This is a genomic window from Kitasatospora sp. NPDC101108, assembly GCF_055584725.1.
The window spans coordinates 161,117-179,850 of sequence record NZ_JBVJLM010000013.1 but is presented as its reverse complement, the minus strand read 5'-3'; the positions used below and the strand labels follow the sequence as shown (position 1 = coordinate 179,850).

Annotated in this window: 17 protein-coding genes; 13 read left to right on the top strand and 4 right to left on the bottom strand. The window is 72.8% G+C overall.

All coding sequences use genetic code 11. The features are described from left to right. Positions 1–183: 183 nt before the first annotated feature. The 3 genes from ACZ6Z8_RS26560 to ACZ6Z8_RS26550 all read left to right on the top strand — a co-directional run bounded on the left by ACZ6Z8_RS26560 (position 184) and on the right by ACZ6Z8_RS26550 (position 3,899). The gene (locus ACZ6Z8_RS26560; RefSeq protein ID WP_465612594.1) at positions 184–2,016 is read left to right on the top strand and encodes a DEAD/DEAH box helicase; all 1,833 of its coding nucleotides are present in this window, start codon (positions 184–186) and stop codon (positions 2,014–2,016) included. 374 nt (positions 2,017–2,390) lie between these two features. Beyond that, entirely contained in the window at positions 2,391–3,041 is a 651-nt protein-coding gene (locus tag ACZ6Z8_RS26555; RefSeq protein WP_030284022.1) for an IclR family transcriptional regulator, read from the top strand. 51 nt (positions 3,042–3,092) lie between these two features. Beyond that, on the top strand, positions 3,093–3,899 hold the full coding sequence (locus ACZ6Z8_RS26550; RefSeq protein ID WP_465612552.1) for a S16 family serine protease: 807 nt from the start codon (positions 3,093–3,095) through the stop codon (positions 3,897–3,899). Positions 3,900–3,913: 14 nt separating this feature from the next. Here the strand turns inward: ACZ6Z8_RS26550 and ACZ6Z8_RS26545 are convergent, their stop codons facing one another. Together ACZ6Z8_RS26545 and ACZ6Z8_RS26540 are read right to left on the bottom strand one after the other, a co-directional pair. Continuing rightward, positions 3,914–4,471 (bottom strand): Lrp/AsnC family transcriptional regulator, encoded by a 558-nt coding sequence (locus ACZ6Z8_RS26545; protein WP_465612551.1) that lies wholly within the window; start codon positions 4,469–4,471, stop codon positions 3,914–3,916. Positions 4,472–4,625: 154 nt separating this feature from the next. Further along, positions 4,626–5,162, bottom strand: coding sequence for a hypothetical protein (locus tag ACZ6Z8_RS26540; RefSeq protein ID WP_465612550.1), 537 nt, complete (start codon positions 5,160–5,162; stop codon positions 4,626–4,628). 142 nt (positions 5,163–5,304) lie between these two features. Between ACZ6Z8_RS26540 and ACZ6Z8_RS26535 the strand changes: the two genes are divergently transcribed. The 3 genes from ACZ6Z8_RS26535 to ACZ6Z8_RS26525 all read left to right on the top strand — a co-directional run bounded on the left by ACZ6Z8_RS26535 (position 5,305) and on the right by ACZ6Z8_RS26525 (position 9,226). After that, complete coding sequence (locus ACZ6Z8_RS26535; RefSeq protein ID WP_465612549.1) at positions 5,305–6,009, top strand: response regulator transcription factor; 705 nt, start codon at positions 5,305–5,307, stop codon at positions 6,007–6,009. Positions 6,010–6,026: 17 nt separating this feature from the next. Further along, complete coding sequence (locus ACZ6Z8_RS26530; protein ID WP_465612593.1) at positions 6,027–7,502, top strand: sensor histidine kinase; 1,476 nt, start codon at positions 6,027–6,029, stop codon at positions 7,500–7,502. A 323-nt stretch (positions 7,503–7,825) separates the two neighbouring features. Next, complete coding sequence (locus ACZ6Z8_RS26525; protein ID WP_465612548.1) at positions 7,826–9,226, top strand: glycosyltransferase 87 family protein; 1,401 nt, start codon at positions 7,826–7,828, stop codon at positions 9,224–9,226. 155 nt (positions 9,227–9,381) lie between these two features. On the opposite strand, the gene ACZ6Z8_RS26520 is transcribed toward ACZ6Z8_RS26525, so the two are convergent. Beyond that, positions 9,382–9,798, bottom strand: coding sequence for an SsgA family sporulation/cell division regulator (locus ACZ6Z8_RS26520; protein ID WP_030284038.1), 417 nt, complete (start codon positions 9,796–9,798; stop codon positions 9,382–9,384). 577 nt (positions 9,799–10,375) lie between these two features. On the opposite strand from ACZ6Z8_RS26520, the gene ACZ6Z8_RS26515 reads away from it, so the two are divergent. Together ACZ6Z8_RS26515 and ACZ6Z8_RS26510 are read left to right on the top strand one after the other, a co-directional pair. Then, positions 10,376–11,878 (top strand): RDD family protein, encoded by a 1,503-nt coding sequence (locus tag ACZ6Z8_RS26515; protein ID WP_465612547.1) that lies wholly within the window; start codon positions 10,376–10,378, stop codon positions 11,876–11,878. A 151-nt stretch (positions 11,879–12,029) separates the two neighbouring features. Further along, entirely contained in the window at positions 12,030–12,800 is a 771-nt protein-coding gene (locus ACZ6Z8_RS26510) for an RDD family protein (protein ID WP_465612546.1), read from the top strand. A 34-nt stretch (positions 12,801–12,834) separates the two neighbouring features. Here ACZ6Z8_RS26510 and ACZ6Z8_RS26505 read toward each other — a convergent pair whose 3' ends face one another. Further along, complete coding sequence (locus tag ACZ6Z8_RS26505) at positions 12,835–13,083, bottom strand: hypothetical protein (protein WP_465612545.1); 249 nt, start codon at positions 13,081–13,083, stop codon at positions 12,835–12,837. A 199-nt stretch (positions 13,084–13,282) separates the two neighbouring features. Between ACZ6Z8_RS26505 and ACZ6Z8_RS26500 the strand changes: the two genes are divergently transcribed. The 5 genes from ACZ6Z8_RS26500 (at position 13,283) to mycP (ending at position 18,642) form a co-directional block, all read left to right on the top strand. After that, the gene (locus ACZ6Z8_RS26500; RefSeq protein ID WP_465612544.1) at positions 13,283–13,981 is read left to right on the top strand and encodes an endonuclease V; all 699 of its coding nucleotides are present in this window, start codon (positions 13,283–13,285) and stop codon (positions 13,979–13,981) included. Between the two features lie 95 nt (positions 13,982–14,076). Beyond that, entirely contained in the window at positions 14,077–14,517 is a 441-nt protein-coding gene (locus tag ACZ6Z8_RS26495) for a hypothetical protein (RefSeq protein ID WP_465612543.1), read from the top strand. 29 nt (positions 14,518–14,546) lie between these two features. After that, complete coding sequence (locus ACZ6Z8_RS26490; RefSeq protein WP_465612542.1) at positions 14,547–15,974, top strand: WXG100 family type VII secretion target; 1,428 nt, start codon at positions 14,547–14,549, stop codon at positions 15,972–15,974. Positions 15,975–16,049: 75 nt separating this feature from the next. Continuing rightward, on the top strand, positions 16,050–17,297 hold the full coding sequence (locus ACZ6Z8_RS26485; protein ID WP_465612541.1) for a S8 family serine peptidase: 1,248 nt from the start codon (positions 16,050–16,052) through the stop codon (positions 17,295–17,297). Between the two features lie 106 nt (positions 17,298–17,403). Next, a complete protein-coding gene (gene mycP, locus ACZ6Z8_RS26480; RefSeq protein WP_465612540.1) occupies positions 17,404–18,642 on the top strand; it encodes a type VII secretion-associated serine protease mycosin in 1,239 nt (412 codons plus the stop codon). The last annotated feature ends 92 nt before the right edge of the window (positions 18,643–18,734 follow it).

The window sequence follows — 18,734 nt, the reverse complement described above, 5'->3', positions numbered from 1 at the left end:
GTCACATCGATTTCCGGCCGTCCGGGCCCGGCGCGGAGCCCGGCCTGGAGGCCCGAACAGCCCCGGACCGGTACGCTGGGCGGGTTGTCCGATCGCCGCCCGACCGCGGGACGGGGCCGCAAGAACGCCTCTGACCTGCGATGATCCCCCTCGGAGACCGTGAGTACTGCCGCCGCCTCCTCGATGCCGCTGTTCTCCGACGCATCGGAGCCGCAGGAGCCCGCCCGGGCCGCCGGCCATGCCGCGCCCGCCGCCTCGCACCACCTCTCCCCGGCCTTCCCCGGCCGTGCCCCCTGGGGCACCGCGGGCAAGCTGCGGGCCTGGCAGCAGGGTGCGCTGGACAAGTACATCGAGACCCAGCCGCGCGACTTCCTCGCGGTCGCCACCCCGGGCGCAGGCAAGACCACCTTCGCGCTCACCCTGGCCTCGTACCTGCTGCACAACCACCTGGTGCAGCAGGTGACGGTCGTCGCACCGACCGAGCACCTGAAGAAGCAGTGGGCCGAGGCCGCCGCGCGGATAGGCATCCGGCTGGACCCGGCGTACTCCTCCGGGCCGCTCTCCCGGGACTACCACGGCATCGTGGTCACCTACGCGGGCGTCGGCGTCAACCCGATGCTGCACCGCAACCGCACCGAGGCCCGCAAGACCCTCGTGATCATGGACGAGATCCACCACGCCGGTGACTCCAAGTCCTGGGGTGAGGCCTGCTTCGAGGCCTTCGAGCCGGCCACCCGCCGGCTGGCGCTGACCGGGACGCCGTTCCGCTCGGACACCAACCCGATCCCGTTCGTCGCGTACGACGCGGGCAGCGACGGCATCCGCAAGTCCGTCGCCGACTACACCTACGGCTACGGGCACGCGCTCGCCGACCACGTCGTCCGCCCGGTGATCTTCCTCAGCTACAGCGGCAACATGCGGTGGCGCACCAAGGCCGGCGACGAGCTGGAGGCCCGGCTCGGCGAGCCGATGACCAAGGACCTGATCGCCCAGGCCTGGCGCACCGCGCTGTCCCCGCAGGGCGAGTGGATCCCGTCCGTCCTCCAGGCCGCCGACCGTCGGCTGACCGAGGTCCGCAAGGCCATCCCGGACGCCGGCGGGCTGGTGATCGCCACCGACCAGAACGTGGCCCGCGCGTACGCCAAGATGCTGCGCGAGATCAGCGGCGAGAAGGTCACCCTGGTGCTCTCCGACGAGGCCGAGGCCTCGAAGCGGATCTCCGACTACGCGGCGGGCACCTCGCGCTGGATGGTCGCCGTCCGCATGGTGTCCGAGGGCGTCGACGTGCCCCGGCTGTGCGTCGGGGTGTACGCCACCTCGATCTCCACCCCGCTGTTCTTCGCCCAGGCCGTCGGCCGCTTCGTGCGCGCCCGCAAGCGCGGCGAGACGGCCTCGGTGTTCCTGCCGACCATCCCGATGCTGCTGGGCTTCGCCAACGAGATGGAGCTCCAGCGCGACCACGTGCTGGACCGGCCGAAGAAGGAGGGCGACGGCCTCTTCGACGAGGAGGACCGGCTGCTCGCCGAGGCCGAGCGGGCCAACGACGGGCCGGACGGCGCGGGCGGGGAGGAGTTCTCCTACGAGGCGCTGGGCTCCGAGGCGGTCTTCGACCGGGTGCTGTACAACGCCATGGAGTTCGGCATGCAGGCCCACCCCGGGAGCGAGGAGGAGGAGGACTACCTCGGCATCCCGGGACTGCTGGAGCCGGACCAGGTGCAGATGCTGCTGCAGAAGCGCCAGCACCGGCAGATCCAGCGCAGCAGGACCAAGCCCGCCGAGGAGGCCGACCTGCTGGAGCTGCCGGCCGAGCAGCGGCCGGTGGTCACCCACCAGGAGCTGCGCGAACTGCGCAAGGAGCTGAACGCGCTGGTGGCCGCCTGGCACCACCGCACCAGCCAGCCGCACGGCACCATCCACAACGAGCTGCGCCGCCAGTGCGGCGGGCCGCTCACCGCGCAGGCCACCGCCAACCAGCTGAAGGCGCGGATCGCCAAGATCCGGGAGTGGGCGAAGTAACGGTCCGGCGGGCGGGTCCGGGCCGCTCCGGCCCGGACCCGTCCGTTCCGGCGTGTCCGGACATCGGACCGGCGTCGAACTGACGCTCTGGCAGAGCTGGCGAAATGGTGGGGTTCGTCCCGAATTCCCGGCGGTCGCGATGACGATCGCGCCCGAATTTTGGACAACCACTTCCGTCGCGAGACTTCCTTCACTACCTTTCCCCCACGCTCTTCCGCCGGGCAACCCCCGCGGGACGGGCTCCGCAGGACCGCGCGGTCGTCAAGGACGACGCCGCGCGGCCCGAGCGCGGCCACCCCCACCTGCGCGCGACCCCGACCCCCCCGGGCCCGGCGCCGCACGCCCCGCGAGCGCCGCGGAAAGGACCGCCCGTCGTGACTGCCGAGACCTCCCAGACGCTGGACCGCGGCGTCCGCGTCCTCAAACTCCTCGCCGACTCCGAGCGCGGGCTCACCGTCACCGAGCTGGCCGCCCGGCTGGCCGTCAACCGCACCGTGGTCTACCGCCTGCTCGCCACCCTGGAACAGCACGGCCTGGTCCGCCGCGACATCGGCGGCCGGGCCCGGGTCGGCCTGGGCGTGCTGCGGCTGGCCCACCGGGTGCACCCGCTGCTGCGCGAGGCCGCGCTGCCCGCCCTGCGCAGCCTGGCCGAGGACCTCGGCGCCACCGCCCACCTGACCCTGGTGGACGGCAACGAGGCGCTGGCCGTGGCCGTGGTCGAGCCCAGCTGGACCGACTTCCACGTCGCCTACCGCACCGGACTGCGCCACCCGCTCACCGAGAGCGCGGCCGGCCGGGCGATCCTGGAGGCCCGCACCTTCCCCAGCCAGCGCCGGCCCGAACAGGGCTTCGTCATCACCCGTGCGGAGGAGCAGTCCGGGGCCAGCGGGGCCGCCGCCGCGCTGCTCGGGCTGAGCGGCATCGAGGGCAGCGTCGGGGTCGTGATGCTCAACGGGCTGGTGCCCGAGCGGGTCGGCCCCCGGGTGGTGGAGGCCGCCACCGAGGTCGCCGACGCCCTGAGGTAGCGCCCGGCGGCAGTGGGGAATCACGGCGCCGGGTGTGTTTGGATTCCCCTTGTGTCCGACACCAAGCTGCCCAAGGCCCTGCCGTCCCCGCGGACCCGCGCGCTCGCGCTCTGCGGGGTGCTGATCGCCGCACTGTTCGGCGTGGCGGCGTTCGTCCCGCTGCCGTACACCGTCACCTGGCCGGGCCTGACCGCGGACACCCTGGGCTCGTACCAGGACAAGCCGGTGCTCACCATCAGCGGGGCGCCGCTGCGCAGCACCACGGGCGAGCTGCGGATGGTCACCATCACGGCCACCAACGCGGACCAGCGGACCTCCCTGTGGCGCTCGCTGCAGGCCTGGTTCGACCCCAAGGAGGCCGTTCAGCCGACCGAGGTGGTGTACCCGCAGAGCAGCCCGGCCAAGGCCAACGAGGAGACGGCCGAGCAGATGGCGCAGTCGCAGGACAGCGCCACCGCGGCCGCCCTCGGCTACCTCCACCTCTCGCCGGACCAGGTGAAGGTCAAGGTCGACCTCGGCGACGTGGGCGGCCCCAGCGCCGGGCAGATGCTGGCGCTGGGCATCGTCGACAAGCTGGCCGGCGACGGCAAGGGCGGCGACCTCACCGGCGGGCTCAGGATCGCGGGCACCGGCACCATCGACAAGGACGGCACCGTCGGCCCGGTCGGCGGCGTCCCGCTGAAGACCCAGGCGGCGGCCCGGGACGGCGCGACGGTCTTCCTGGTCCCCAAGGAGGAGTGCACCGACGCCAAGGTGAACACCCCCAAGAACCTGCGGCTGGTGCCGGTGGGCACGCTCGCCGAGTCGGTCGCGGCGCTGGACGCGCTGAAGAGCGGCGGCGACGTCCCCAGCTGCTGACCCCGGACCGGGGCCTACTCGGCGGCGGCCTGGTCCACCAGCGGCAGGATCCGGTAGGGCACCGGGTTCTCCAGCACGATCGCGGTGGAGGAGCGGACGATCCCGTCGAAGCCCACCACCCGGTCGATCACCCGCTGGAGGTCCGCGTTCGACCGGGCCACGATCCGCACCAGCATGTCCCCGATGCCGGTGATGGTGTGCAGCTCCAGCACCTCCGGCACCCGCGCCAGGTGTGCCCGCACGTCCGCGCCCTGGCCCTGGGAGATCTCCAGGGTGGCGAAGGCCGTCACCGGGTAGCCGATCGCGGCCGGGTCCACCTCCGGGCCGAAGCCGCTGATCACCCCCTTGGCCTGCAGCCGGTCCAGCCGGGCCTGCACCGTGCCCCGGGCGACCTGCAGCCGGCGCGAGCACTCCAGCACGCCGATCCTGGGCTCCTCCGCCAGCAGCCGGATCAGCCGGCCGTCCAGGGCGTCGATGGAGTCGTTCCCGCCGCCCGCCGGGGTGGCGGAAGCGCCCTGCCGGGCGGGGGAGTCGGGCGAGCCGGGGGAGCTCGGGGACTGGGCGGGGGGCATCGCGGCTCCGTCCTCCGGTGGGCATTCTGTACAGCGGTGCCGCCGATTCTCCCGCCCGGGGCGCAGCTTGACCAGGATGAATCGGACCAGGTGCGCCCCGGTCGGCCCGCCCGGACAGGAGCCCTTCGCCGGCTGGTGACCGACCGACGCCGGATCAGCGGACGGCCGTCTCCACCACCGGCGGGTGGCCGTTCCAGTAGACGAAGACCGAGTTGGCCTGGGTGTCCCTGGTGAAGTCCACCCGCATCCACTGGTCGCCGTTCCACACCTGCATCTGCCAGCCCGGGTCCGGGGTGGCGGAGACCAGCGAGGCCCGGTCGGCGCGGATGTCCAGGGCGACCCGGCCGCCGGGGACGGGGTAGCTGCGCACCGTGGACGTGGTGGTGGCGCTGGGCGCCGGCCGTCTGGCAGGCGGGGTGGTGGCCGGGGTGCGTGCGGCGGTGGTGGCCGCGGAGGTGGCGGTCGCGCTCGGGGACGCGGGCTGGGTCGGGGTGTCCGCCGTCGGCGCCGGGCCGGGGGTGGCGGTCGCGCCGAGCGGGGTGCCGCCGGCCCTCGGGGAGGGCAGCGGCAGCGCGGTGGGCTGCTCGAACGCGGCCCCGGTGAGCACCGCGTGCACGCCGAGCCAGGACAGCGCCACCGCCGCCCCGGTGGCCGCCGCCCAGGCGCAGAGCTGCACCAGTCCGTTCCGCATCGTCCGCACATCCTGCCGTATTTCCCGATCGGCGGAGTGGCACCCCCGCTGTTCGGCAAGGCAGTTGCCCAATGTCCGGACTGTTACGGAGCGACCCACGAGGTACAGACCACTGCCCGTGGATGGCGTACCGTGCAGGGCCATGGCAACAGTGCTCGTGGTCGAGGACGACCCCTTCGTACGCTCCGCGCTCATCCGCCATCTGACCGACACCGGTCACGCGGTCCGCAGCGTGGGTACGGCCCTGGAGGCGCTGCGGGAGGTCGCGCAGGTCGGCTGCGACCTGGTGATCCTGGACCTGGGCCTGCCCGATCTGGACGGCAGCGAGGCACTCAAGATGATCCGGGGCCTGACCGACGTCCCGGTGATCGTCTCCACCGCGCGGGACGACGAGGCGGAGATCGTCCGGCTGCTCAACGACGGCGCCGACGACTACCTGGTGAAACCTTTCTCCGGTGAGCACCTGAGCGCCCGGATGACCGCCGTGCTGCGCCGGCTCGGCGGCGGCGCAGCGCCCGTCGCCCAGGTGCTGCACGTCGGCGGACTGGCCATCGACCTCCAGCGGCGCGAGGCCGTCCTGGACGGGCGGGCACTCGACCTGACCCGGCGCGAGTTCGACCTGCTGGCCTTCCTGGCGGCCCGGCCCGGGGTGGTGGTGCCGCGCAAGGAGATCCTCGCCGAGGTCTGGCAGCAGACCTACGGCGGCGACCAGACCATCGACGTCCACCTCTCCTGGCTGCGCCGCAAACTCGGCGAGACCGCCTCCAGCCCCCGCTACCTGCACACCGTCCGGGGCGTCGGGGTCCGGCTGGAGGCCCCCGGGGGCCCCGCGGGGCACCGGACGTGAAGCGGTTCGCCCACTCGCTGCGCTGGGCCCTGATCAGGGCCGCGGTGGCCGGAACCACCATGGTCGCGCTGGCCTTCCTCATCCCGCTCGGCCTGATGGTCCAACAGACCGCCCGGGACCGGGCGTTCACCGCCGCCGAACGGCAGGCCGCGGCGCTCGGGCCGGCGCTGGCGATCACCACCGACCAGGACGCCATCGACCGGGCGCTGGCCAGCACCGACGCGGGGGCGCAGGGGCGGATGGCGGTGCACCTGCCGGTGCCGGCCGGGGCGGCGAGGGCGGCCGGGGCAACAGGGGCGGCGGGGGCGGGCGGTGCCGGAGCGACGGGTGCCGGGGGAACCGGCGCCGAGGGGCCGGGCGGGCCGACCATCGGGGAGGGGCGAGCCGCCGCGGCGGACGTGGCCACGGCGGGCGGCCAGGGCCGGGCCTTCACCGTCGCCGTCCCCGGCGGCTACGCGCTGCTCCAGCCGGTCGCGGTGGACACCGGCCGGACGGCCGTGGTCGAGGTGTTCGTCGCCGAGAGCGACCTCACCCGGGGCGTCTCCACCGCCTGGCTGGTGCTCTCCGCGGTCGCGCTCGGCCTGGTCGCCATCTCGGTGCTGGTCGCCGACCGGATGGGCGGCCGGATCGTCGCCTCCGCCCGCCGGCTCGCCGCCGCCGCCCGCTCGCTCGGCGCCGGGAACCTCGCGGTGCGCGTCCCGGTGGAGGGCAAGCAGGTCGACGGCAGCCCCGAGGAACTGCGCGAAGCCGCCCACGCGTTCAACACCATGGCCGACCGGGTCGTACAGCTCCTCGCCGCCGAACGAGAGTTGGCCGCCGACCTGTCGCACCGGCTGCGCACCCCGCTGACCGTGCTGCGCCTCAACGCCGCCTCGCTCGGCGACGGCGACGCGGCCGACGCCACCCGGCACGCGGTGGCCCAGCTCGAACGCGAGGTCGACCAGATCATCCGCTCCGCCCGCCGCGCCCCCGAGGACGCGCCCGCCGTCGCGGTCGGCTGCGACGCCGCCGAGGTGATCCGCGAACGGGTCGGCTTCTGGTCCGCGCTCGCCGAGGACGAGGGCCGCCGCTGGCAGCTGGCCGGCGCCGAGCGCCCCGCGCCGGTACCCGTCCAGCGCGGCGACCTGGCCGCCGCCGTCGACGCGCTGCTCGGCAACGTCTTCCGGCACACCGCCGTCGGCACCGCCTTCTCGGTCGACGTCCTGGCCACCGGCTGCTCGGTGATCGTGCTGGTCGGCGACGCCGGCCCCGGCTACAGCGACCCGGCCGCCGCCCTCAAGCGCGGCGGAGGCCACGGCGGGGAGGGTTCCACCGGCCTCGGGCTGGACATCGTCCGCAAGCTCGCCGAGTCCACCGGCGGGGACGTCGCGCTCGGCCGCTCCGCCGTTCTCGGCGGCGCCGAGACCCGGCTGCGGCTGCGCACCCGCCCGGAGCAGGCCCCGCCCGCCCGGGCCGGGCGGCGCCGGACCCGGGGCGCGCTGTTCCCGAGATGACGGCGGACGGGAGCGGCCGTTCGGGCTGTTCATCGACGGAAGCCCAAAGGAATCCCATCCCTCGCTCAGCCCGCCGATCCGGTCCCCCGGCGCGGCCGGCATCGGTCGGGCGGGCCCGTTCCGCAGGCGCCCCGCCGTCAGTCCGTGCCCGCTCCACGCCCTCTCCGGGCCGCCTCGACAGCCCCGGCGGTCCCTGCTCGGTCCGCAGCCGAGCACGGGCGGCCGGGGCACTTTCGTCACTTTGCGTGGTCGCTCGCGCCCAGGACGGGGCGGGTCGCATCCGGTATCGTCGCTGGTTGGCCGAGCGGTGGACGGAGTGGACAGTGACAGCGGTGCAAGACGAGCGCAGCCCGGTGCGGGCCGTACCCGCCCCACCGCCCGCCTCCCTGTCCGACCGGCTGCGGATCGCGGTCGGTGCCCCGGTGCGCGCGCTCCGTGAGGCGCCCCGCCGTCCGATGCTGGTCGCCTCGTCCTTGGCGCTGCTGTCGCTGGTCGCCTACGCAGTGGTGCGCCACTTCGTGCACACCTCGATGGTCGACATGATCGTCTACCGCGCGGAGGGCGCCGCCGTCGCCAACGGCAACGACCTCTACGCACTGCGCGTCACCGAGTGGAACCTGCCCGCGACCTACCCCCCGTTCGCGGCCATGCTGTTCGTCCCGACCACCTGGTTCCCGATCGCCTTCCTCCGGATGGCGATCACTCTCGGCAACCTCGGGCTGCTCGCCCTGATGGCCCACCTGTCCTTCAAGCTGGTGGGCTGGCCACGCCGCGAGCTGCGGCCGATCGGCGTGGTCCTGGTCACCGGCCTCGGCGTCTGGCTCGAACCCGTCTTCACCACGCTCCGGTACGGCCAGATCAACCTCGCGCTCGGCTGCCTGATCCTGTGGGACCTCACCCGGTCGGACGGGCGCCGCAGCAAGGGCCTGGCGATCGGCATCGCCGCCGGCATCAAGCTCACCCCCGGCCTGTTCGCGGTCTACCTGCTGATCACCGGCCGGGTCCGGGCCGCCTTCACGGCCGGCCTCACCTTCCTCGGCACCTTCCTGATCGGGACGCTCTTCCTGCCCGACGCCACCTGGGGCTTCTGGACCAAGTACCTCTACGACTCGTCCCGGGTCGGCAAGACCGAGATCGTCGACAACCAGTCGCTGCGCGGCGCCTTCGCCCGGCTGCTGCACACCCCGGACCCCGGCATCCTCGCCACCCTCGGGGCCGGCGTGGTCGCCGTCGCCGGCCTCGCCGTCGCCGCCTGGGCCGCCCGCAGCGGCCGCTGGCTGCCCCGGTCCGAGGCCTGGGGCGTCTGCGTCGCGGCCGTCACGGCGGTGCTGATCTCGCCGATCAGCTGGACCCACCACTGGGTCTGGTGCGTCCCGATGCTCGTCCTGCTCGCCGCCGAGGCCTCGGTCGAGCACGCCCGCCCCGCCGCGGTCCGCCGGCTGCGCTGGCGGGCCGCCTTCTGGGCCACCCTGCTCGCCTTCCTGTCCTTCGCGATGTGGGCGGCGAAGCCGCTCGGTGCGGCCGTCCTCCACATGTCACCGCTGCGCCAGCTGCCCACCTCGATCTATCCGTGGGTCGGACTCTGCTTCCTGCTCGCCGCCGCCATCCGGATAAGGGCACGGCGACGCTCCGCCGGCGCCCCGCTCGTCCGGCTGCCCGGACAGCGCGACGGCGGCGGCCCGGACACCGCCCGCGGTCGTCAGCAGGCCCCCGCGGCCCGCTGACCCGGCGGGGGCGCCGTCGCTCCCGCCTCCCCTGTTCCGGCTGCTGCCGTCGACCCCCTGGTCGCCGGCGTGCCGGTGCTCCTGCGCGGGGCGGTCCCCGGCGTCACGGAGTTCCTGGACGTACCAGTGCACGCTGCGGCGCACGACCGGCACGCCTACGCGAGCAGCTCGGCGAGCGAGCCGTCCAGGTCGAGGGCGGCCAGCTCGCTGCCCGGCGGGACCAGCCGGTGGGCCCGCTCCAGCCAGGCGGCGACGGCCGGCAGCGGCGCCTCCAGCAGCGCGTCGCCGGCGGGCGAGCTCAGCGCCAGGCACAGCACGCTGCGCCGCCCCGAGCGGGTCGGCCAGATCCGCACGTCGCCCTGGCCGCACGGGCGGAAGGTGCCCTCGACCAGCAGCTCGCGGGCGAACACCCAGGTCACCGGGGAGCCGGTGTCCAGGTGGAAGGTGATGTACACCGCGTACGGGTCGTGGCTGCCGTAGGTCAGCCGGGCCGGGACGGGGACGCTGTGCTCCGGGGAGAGCACCAGGTTCAGCTCCAACTCGTGCTCCACGACGCTGACGGGGCGGTCCATGATCGTCTACCTCTCTGCCTTCGGTTCGTGCCCGGTTGCGGGCCCTGTGACCTTTGAGAGGGCGGTCCGGCGCGGTTCTTACACACGTTTCCGAAATTTCTTCGGGTAGTTCCGTGCGGGGTGGTGAACGGCCGGTGGGTGCGGCGCGCGGGCTGCCGTCGCGCGCCCGGTTCCTTACCCCGGGCGGCCGTCCGCTGTCCGGGGAATCGCCAACTTCCCGTCGGCACTCCGGCGAGGTACTACCCTTTGTGACTACCCGGCGACTGTCCGCCTTCGGTGGAGCCCCCACGTGCGTCGTCGCCCGGGGGCGTGCGCGGGCGCGCAGCCCGTTCGATCCGTTAGACCCGTTCGACCCGTTAGACCTGTTCGCGCGCCGCCGTACTCCCGCATCCGTTTTCTGAACCCGCTTCCCGCGCCTGCTTCCCGCACCGTCCCCTCCACCCGTTTCCCTGCACCCGCTTTCCTGCACCCGTTTTGCTCCACCCGTTTCCTCCACCCGTCCGGACCCGTTTCGACCTGCTGAGGGCCGGCCGCCCCCCGCCGCCCCTCGTCAGGACCTGACAGGAGAGAAGACCCCATGACGGACCGCCCCTTCGCCGCCGACGGCGACCCGGCCGTCGCTCCCGAGCCCGGCTACTACCCCGACCCGTCGATCCCCGGCTTCATCCGGTACTGGGGCGGCTCGGCCTGGGTGCCGGGCACCACCCGGCCGGCGCCCGCCGAGGGCGAGGTGCTGCGGCCGCCCCGGTACGCCGCCCGGCGGCCCGCCCCCGACGTCGCGGCGGCGCGGGTGGTGCCGCCTCCGACGGTGCCGGCATCGGTTCCGGCGCCCGCGCAGGTATCGGCGCCCGCCCATGAGCCGGGGCCCGTACCGGTGTCGGCGCCGGTGGCGCTGTCGGCGTCGCCCGAGCGTCCGGAGCTGCCTGTGGTGGTGCCCGCGACTTCGCGTACGACGTCACCGTCCCGGGAGGTCCCGGGCTCCGGCGACACCGGGCCGGTGTACCTCGACCAGACCACGGGCGGGGCGTCCTTCGTGATCGGGCCGCGGGTCGCCGAGGTGATCGGCGGCCCGGTGTTCCGCACCGTCGAGCCCTCGGCGGAGGAGGCCACCGGGGCACCCGGGGCCTCCGGATGGCAGGTGGATCCACAGGCCCAGCGGGGGCTGATGGAGACGGGAGGGTCCGCGCGCTGGGTGTCCTGGGGGGTGCTTCCGGGGGCGCCCGAGCAAGAGGAGGGGCGCGCGGAGGGGGAGCGCACTGCTGTTGCGGTGGAGGTCGCCGCGCCCGCCGCGCCCGCCGCGCCCGCTGCGCCCGCCGCGCCCGCTGCGCCCGCCGCGCCCGCTGCGCCCGCCGCGCCCGCCGTGGCGGTGGCGGTCCGCGAGGTGTCGGCGCCGGTCGAGGCCGTCATCGCGATGCCGGTGGTCCAGGTGGCGGCCGAACCCGAGGAGCCGCCCGTCCCGGTCCGGGTGGCGACCCGTCCGGTCGAGACCCCCGCGCCGGTGGCCGGGCCCGCGGCGCCTCCCGCCGCCCCGCTGCCCGCGGCGCGGCCGGCCCGGAAGACCGCCGTCCGCGGTCGGTCGGCGGCCCCGGCGCCCGCCGGGTTGGGGCGGCGGATGGCCGCCCGGGCGGTGGACACCGCGGTGCTGCTGGTGGTCGCCGTCGCGGCCGGTATCCCGCTCGGCGGCTCGGTCGCCGAGCACCTCCGGCAGAAGCTCGACCAGGCCAGGATGGCCAGCTCCCTCGCCCGCCGCCACGTCCAGGTCTGGCTGGTGGACGACGTGGTGCTGGGCAAGCTCGCCGCGCTGATCGGCATCCTGGTGTTCGTCAGCCTGGTCTACGAGGTGCTGCCGATCGCCCGGAGCGGCCAGACCTTCGGCAAGCGACTGGCCCGGATCCGGGTGGTGGACGCCACCGCCCCCCGCAGCCGGGCCCGGTTGAGCCTCGGCCGCTCGCTGCTGCGGTGGATCGTCCGGCAGCTCGGTGTGGTGCTGCTGCTCGGTCTGGTCTGGCCGTTGTTCGACCGTCCGGCGCGGCGCGGCTGGCAGGACCGGGCGGCCCGGACCCGGGTGGTCCGCGCCTGAGGGCGCGGTGGCCGGGTGCGCCCGATGGCGTGGCGCCGGGTGCGTCCGGGTGCGCGGTGGCCCGGTGCGTCCGGTGGCCGGGCCGGGCGGTGGACGGCAAAACGGACAAAATGTTCCAAGCCTTGAGAATGTGTGATGTTCTACTCGGGGGATGAGCACCCACGACCCCTCAGGCCCCCAGCCGGAGGGGGGCGGTCAGCCCTCCTTCGACAAGCAGCCCCCCACCCCGGGCGGCGGCACGCCGGAAGGCGAACCGCCGCGCCCCACCCCGTCCGACGAGCCCCACGGCAGCCCGGCCGACGGCCCGTCGGACGCCCCGTCCGGCGCCCCCTCCGAGGGCCCCGGCGCCTACCGGGGCAGCTACGGCGGACCGACCCCCGGTCAGGACCCCTACGGCCAGCCGCCCTACGGCGGTTCGCCGTACGACCAGCCCCCGCCCGGTTACGGCCCCGGCCCCGGCATGTACGGCGCCCCCGGCGGAGGCCCCGTCCCCGGCATGCCGCCGATCGGCACCTGGCCCAAGCGGATCCTCGCCCGCCTCATCGACTACCTCCTCATGCAGGTCATCGCCGTCCTCGTCGTGGGCCCCTTCGTCGACCTCGGCACGCGCCAGGGCAGCACCGAAGCCTTCTGGCTCGGCTGCGCCATCTACCTCGTCTACGAGGCCCTGATGCTCGGCCGGGACGGCCAGACCCTCGGCAAGAAGGCGATGAAGATCCGCGTCGCCATGCTGGTCGACGGGAACACGCCCACCCAGGCCGCCGCCTGGACCCGGGCCGCCGTCTACATCCTCCCGGCCGTGATCTGCTGCGCCGCCCTGTGGTGGATCATCGACGGCCTGTTCGGCGTCTTCGACAGGCCCTACCGGCAGTGCATCCACGACAAGGCCGCGAAGACCGTGGTGGTCACCACCGAGGTCTGAGCGCGGCAGCGGGACGACGGCGCCCGGCGGCGGATCAGCGCTGCCGGGCGTACTCGTGCCCGGCCGCGGCCGGAGACGCCCCGGAGCCGTCGGTGACCGCCGCCGAGCGGTGCGAGACGGACGCCGAGAGCACCGTCACCACGGTGCCGAGCGCCAGCGCGAAGGCCACCAGCACCGCGACCTCCAGGACGCCCGCGGCGCCGGATACGGCCAGCAGTGCCACGGCGGTGGCGACGACGGTGAACGAGCCGAGGCAGAACTGGGCAGCGGACGGACGCGGCATGGCGGGGGTCCTTCGCACGTCGGGGGAACGGGCGGGAATGGCGCCGGTTCCAGGAGGCCTGCCCGGCAAGGGAGTTCGTACGACCAGGCTAGCCCGCGGGGTCAGGGGCACAGGGGGCGCACGGGCTCACCCCGGGGTCGTCCGCACCCCTCGGTACGGTGGAACCCGACCGACACCGCGCAGACCGGGGGAACCGACCGTGCCCATCCCCGCCGACTGGCCCACCACCGAGGCCCAGGCGCTCGCCGAACAGGAACGACTGCGGCCGCTCGTCCGGGCCGTGGACGACGACGCCCCGTGCCGGCTGATCGCCGGAGTCGACGTCGCCTACGACGACGACCGCGACCTCGTCGTCGCCGCGGCCGTCCTGCTCGACCGGGACACCCTGGACGTCGTCGAAGAGGCCACCGCCGTCGGGCGGATCGCCTTCCCGTACGTCCCCGGACTGCTCGCCTTCCGCGAACTCCCCGCCGTCCTCGACGCACTGGCCGCCCTCACCCGCACCCCCGACACCGTCGTCTGCGACGGCTACGGCCTCGCCCACCCACGCCGCCTCGGCCTCGCCAGCCACCTCGGCGTCCTCACCGGCCTGCGCACCCTCGGCGTCGCCAAGACCCCCTTCACCTTCGACCACCACACCCCGGGCCCGGACCGCGGCTCCTGGACCCCGCTCACCGACCCCGCCACCGGCGAGGAGGTCGGCCGCGCCGTCCGCACCCGGCCCGGCGTCAAACCCGTCTTCGTCTCCGTCGGCCACCGCATCGGCCTCGACACCGCCGTGCACACCACCCTCGAACTCGCCCGCCGCTACCGCCTGCCCGAGACCACCCGGCACGCCGACTCCCTCTGCCGCCGCGCCCTCACCGAGGCCCAGCGCGGCCGGACGCCCGCGAACTGACCGTGTACCGGGCGGGCTTCCGACCCGGTGTGTTAGACATAGGGCACCGGGGCCCGGCCCCGAACGCCAGGAACGGACGCACGGGGGGCGCCGCAATGGGAACAGGGACCGGCTCGACCGGCGGGGCCAACCAGGGCTACCGGGTCGAGATCGAGCAACTGCGCACGTTCGCCGGCCAAGTACGGCTTCTGCTCAAGGAGTTCGAGAAGGACGCGGACGGCAACGCCACCCACGGGCGCAGCGGCATCGGCAAGACCGCCTTCGGCACCTTCGCCGAGGCCACCGAGATCCACGGCCACTACAGCACCATGCGGGACGCCCTGCGGGACGTGCTCAACCAGCTCCAGCAGGCGATCGACCAGGCCCAGAAGAAGGCCGAACTCACTGCGACCAACTACGAGGAACACGACCAGCACGTGGCCACGAAGCTGACGCTGTCCGGTGACGGCTGGTCCGTAGCCGATCCCTCGGCCGCCAGCGAGGCCGCGTACGAGGCGAACCAGGTCCCGTCCCAGCGCGGCAACGCCACCATCTGACCCACCACCCGACCGGAGGTGAACCGCCCGTGGTCTACACCGACTTCACCAAGTACAGCCATGCCGATCTCCGCAAGATGGCCCAGTCCCTCGACCCCGGCGCGGTGATGGCCGCCGGCGACCCGTGGCGCAAGGCGGCGACCACCCTCAAGGAGATCCGCAAGACCCTGACCAAGGTCAGCACCGAGGCGGCCACCTCTTGGGAAGGCACGACCAGCGACACCTTCCACAGCTCCATGCTCACCCTCGCCTCGAACATCAACGAGGTCGCCGCCTACGCCAACGACGCGGCCAACACCCTCCACAACATGTCCGAGGCGATGGCCACGGCCAAGCGCAACATGCCCGAAGAACCCGGCAACTGGGACAAGATCAAGGACACCGTCGGCGACTTCTTCAGCAGCGAGGACGACCACATCCAGATCGCCGACCGGAAGAAGGCCGAAGCGGCCGCCGTCATGCAGACCCTCGCGATGCACTACCGCGTCGCGACGCCGGCTCTGAAGGCTCCGCCGCCACTTCAGCGGCCGCCGATTGACGACAGCCGGGACGCTGGACCGCAGAACGACCCAAATGGGGCCGCAGCCGTGGCAGCCGCAGTGGTTTCGGGAACCTCGTTTGGGACCGGAGGCACGCCGGCACGGTCGGCGAGCGCGGCCGCGCCGGTGCGACCGAAGTCCTCCCAGCCTCCGATGGTGGCTGGCTCCAATCCGAAGACCACGGTCGCTCCCACCGACTCCGGAATCAAGGGAGGGGTCGCCCAGTCGTCGTCGAAACCCTTGACCACCGCAGGCCGCGCCTCTGATGCAGGCATCTCGGGTACCCCGGTATCCCGTCCAGGCGGAAGTATGCCGAGCCCCGTGACCTCCGGGACCCAGACGTCTGGCTTGAACGTCCCGTCGCCCACGCCCCCTGCGAGCGCACCGACCGCTGGCGGTGGCCCAGCGACTGCCACTCCTGCGGGGCCTTTGATGCAGAACGCGCCTGTCGGCCCTGGCTTCGAGCAGGGCAAGATCGGATTCGGGAGTAAGGGCCTTCCCGGAGGAACGGCATCGGCTGAGGGCATGAGCACTCGTGGAAGCCGAGGCGCCAGCACCGGTGGTGGAGAGGTCTATCCGGGCATCGGGGCCGGGGGGCGTGGTGTGTCCGGAGCCAAGCAGGCGAGCGGTCCGCTGGCCCGGCCCGGTGGCGCCGTCCGTGAGATGGCGCCACCCGGTGCGGATGCACGTGGCAAGCAGGTTTTTACCGAAGGCGGATCCGGGTTGGGTGCCCGTGGTCGCACGATCGCCGAACCTGAGGGCCGTGGCACGGGCGTCATGTCTCCCGGTGTCCCGATGAGCGAGGCGCAACGTCGCAAGAAGGATCGAGGGAAGGACGGCCAGCGGCCTGACTACCTCGTCGAGGACGAGGAGACCTGGGCGTCGGATAAGCCAGCCAATCCGAACGTGGTGGAATGAGGCCGGTCCGCAGTCGGACGGGTGATCTGATCGCATCCCGCAGTCGGTGATCTGCGGGATGCGTCGTTGAGTGGGGTGACCGGATTGACGAGCCGCTTGTTGGGGCGTGGTACGGCGGTCCTTGCCGCTGGGGCGCTGGTCTGGTCGGTTGCCGCGCCGGCAGTGTGGGCGGATCAGACTAGGGACCAACAATGGGCCCTGAAGACGTTCGAGGCTGAGACGAAGGTGTGGCCCGTCAGCCAGGGCGAGGGTGTCGTTGTTGCAGTGATCGACAGCGGGGTGGACTCGGAGCATCAAGATTTGACCGGACAAGTGCTGCCTGGAGCTGACTTCTCTGGTACCAAGACGGACGGCCGTGTCGACACCGACGGCCATGGCACCGGAATGGCGAGCCTTATCGCGGGGCACGGGCACGGCACACACGACGGAGTGATGGGCCTGGCACCCAAAGCGAAGATCCTCCCGGTCAAGGTGAGGACGAGCAACGGCGGTCCCATGCCTGAACAGAACGACCTCGCGGCGGCGATCCGTTTTTCTGTGGATCACGGTGCGACGGTTATCAATATGTCCGTCGGAGGGCCTTTCCACTTCGACTCCCAGGTCCGTAAGGCCGTGGCGTACGCGGTGTCGAAGGACGCTGTCCTGATTGGAGGAGCAGGCAACAGCGTTGCGGATTTGAGCGTCAATTATCCGGCCGCCTTTCCCGGGGTCGTGGCAGTCGGGGCGGCGGACTCCAAGGGGGTCGTGTGGGGCAGCTCAAAGCCGGGCCCTGAACTCACGCTTCTCGCACCCGGTGTGGAGATCTACCGTGCCTCGGCGAAATCCCCGACAAGCTACGCGATCGGCAACGGCACATCCGACTCCACCGCCTATGCGTCCGCCACTGCCGCGCTCATCCGGTCCAAGTATCCGAATCTGTCCGCAGGGCAGGTGATCAACCGGATGATCAAGTCGGCGACCCCTCCGCCAGACGGGACGGTGGTACCGAACGTCCACTACGGCTATGGACTCCTTTCGCCAGGGAAGGCGTTGGAGGCCAACTCCGCTGTGGACAACGGTCCGAAGGAGAACCCTCTCGTGAACCGGCCGGAGTCGCTGGGCGCACCGCCGACTGACGACGAGACCGACGCGACGGATCAGCCCTCCGTGGTCCCCGAAGCCACCTCTGGCGGCGGCAGCGGCGACACCGGCTTGGTGATCACCGCCGTGGCCGCCGGTGCCGTGGTCGTCGGCGCGTCCGCGGCCGCTGTGGTGATGGCGCGCCGCCGTAAGCGGGCCGCTGCCGTGCCACCGTACCCGCCGTACCAGGGGCCCGGTCAGTGAGTGCTGAGCCAGTCGTCGTGTAGGGCGGCTAGAGACGGATGGTGTGCTGATCGCATCCCGCAGGTCGGTGATCTGCGGGATGCCTCGTTGAGTGGGGTGACCGGGTTTGACGAGCCGCCTGTTGGCGCGTGGTGCGGCGGCGCTTGCCGCTGGCGCAGTGGTCTGCACGGTTGTCGTACCGGCGGCATCGGCCGATCAGATCAGGGATCAGCAGTGGGCGCTGAAGTCCTTCGAGGCTGAGGCCAAGCTCTGGCCGGTCAGTCAAGGTGACGGAGTGATCGTCGCTGTTATCGATACTGGAGTGAACCAAGATCACCAGGACCTTACCGGGCAGGTGCTTCCCGGCGCGGATCTCTCCGGCGGCAACACGGACGGCCGGGTGGACGGTGACGGTCACGGCACAAGTATGGCGAGCCTGATCGCGGGGCACGGGCACGGGGCACAGGCAGGGGTGGAGGGCCTGGCCCCTAAGGCGAAGGTCCTGCCGGTGAAGGTGGGAACAAAGGGCGATGATTCCACTCCTCAGCCGGGGGCATTCGCGGACGCTATTCGCTTTTCGGTGGACCACGGCGCGAAGGTTGTGAACATGTCCCTCGGTGGGAGGGATTTCCGCTTCGATTCGACGTTGCGCAAGGCCGTCAGCTACGCCGTGTCGAAGGACGTTGTGCTGGTCGCTGCCACAGGCAACACCGGAACGGACAATGACGTCAACTATCCGGCCGCCTTCCCGGGAGTGGTGGCCGTCGGGGCGGTTGACTCCAAGGGGGCCGTGTGGGGTAAGTCCACATCGGGCCCTGAGACCACGCTTGTCGCGCCTGGAGTGGACATCTACCACGCCACAGCCAAGTCCTCGTCGAGCTATGGGGAGGGGGACGGTACCTCTGACGCCACTGCCTACGTGTCTGCCACCGCCGCGCTCATCCGCTCGAAGTACCCGAACCTGTCGGCGGGACAGGTGATCAATCGATTGATCAAGTCGGCCACCGCCCCCGTCAATGGGACGGTTGTGCCCAATAGTCACTACGGCTACGGGACCGTCTCACCCGCGAAGGCGTTGGAGGCGAACCCCGCTGTGGACAACGGGCCGAAGGACAACCCGTTGGTGAAGCGGCCGGAGTCGAAAGGCACACCGCCGACTGACGACGAGACCGACGCGACGGATCAGCCTTCCGTGGTCCCTGAAGCCACCTCCGGCGGCAGCGGCGACACCGGTTTGGTGATCGCCGCCGTGGCCGCCGGTGCCGTGGTCGTCGGCGCGTCCGCGGCCGCTGTGGTGATGGCGCGCCGCCGTAGGCGAGCCGCTGCCGTGCCACCGTACCCGCCGTACCAGGGGCCCGGTCAGTGAGTGCTGAGCCAGTTGTCCCGTAGGGCGGCTAGAGACGGATGGCGCGCTGATCGCATCCCGCAGGTCGGTGATCTGCGGGATGCCTCGTTGGG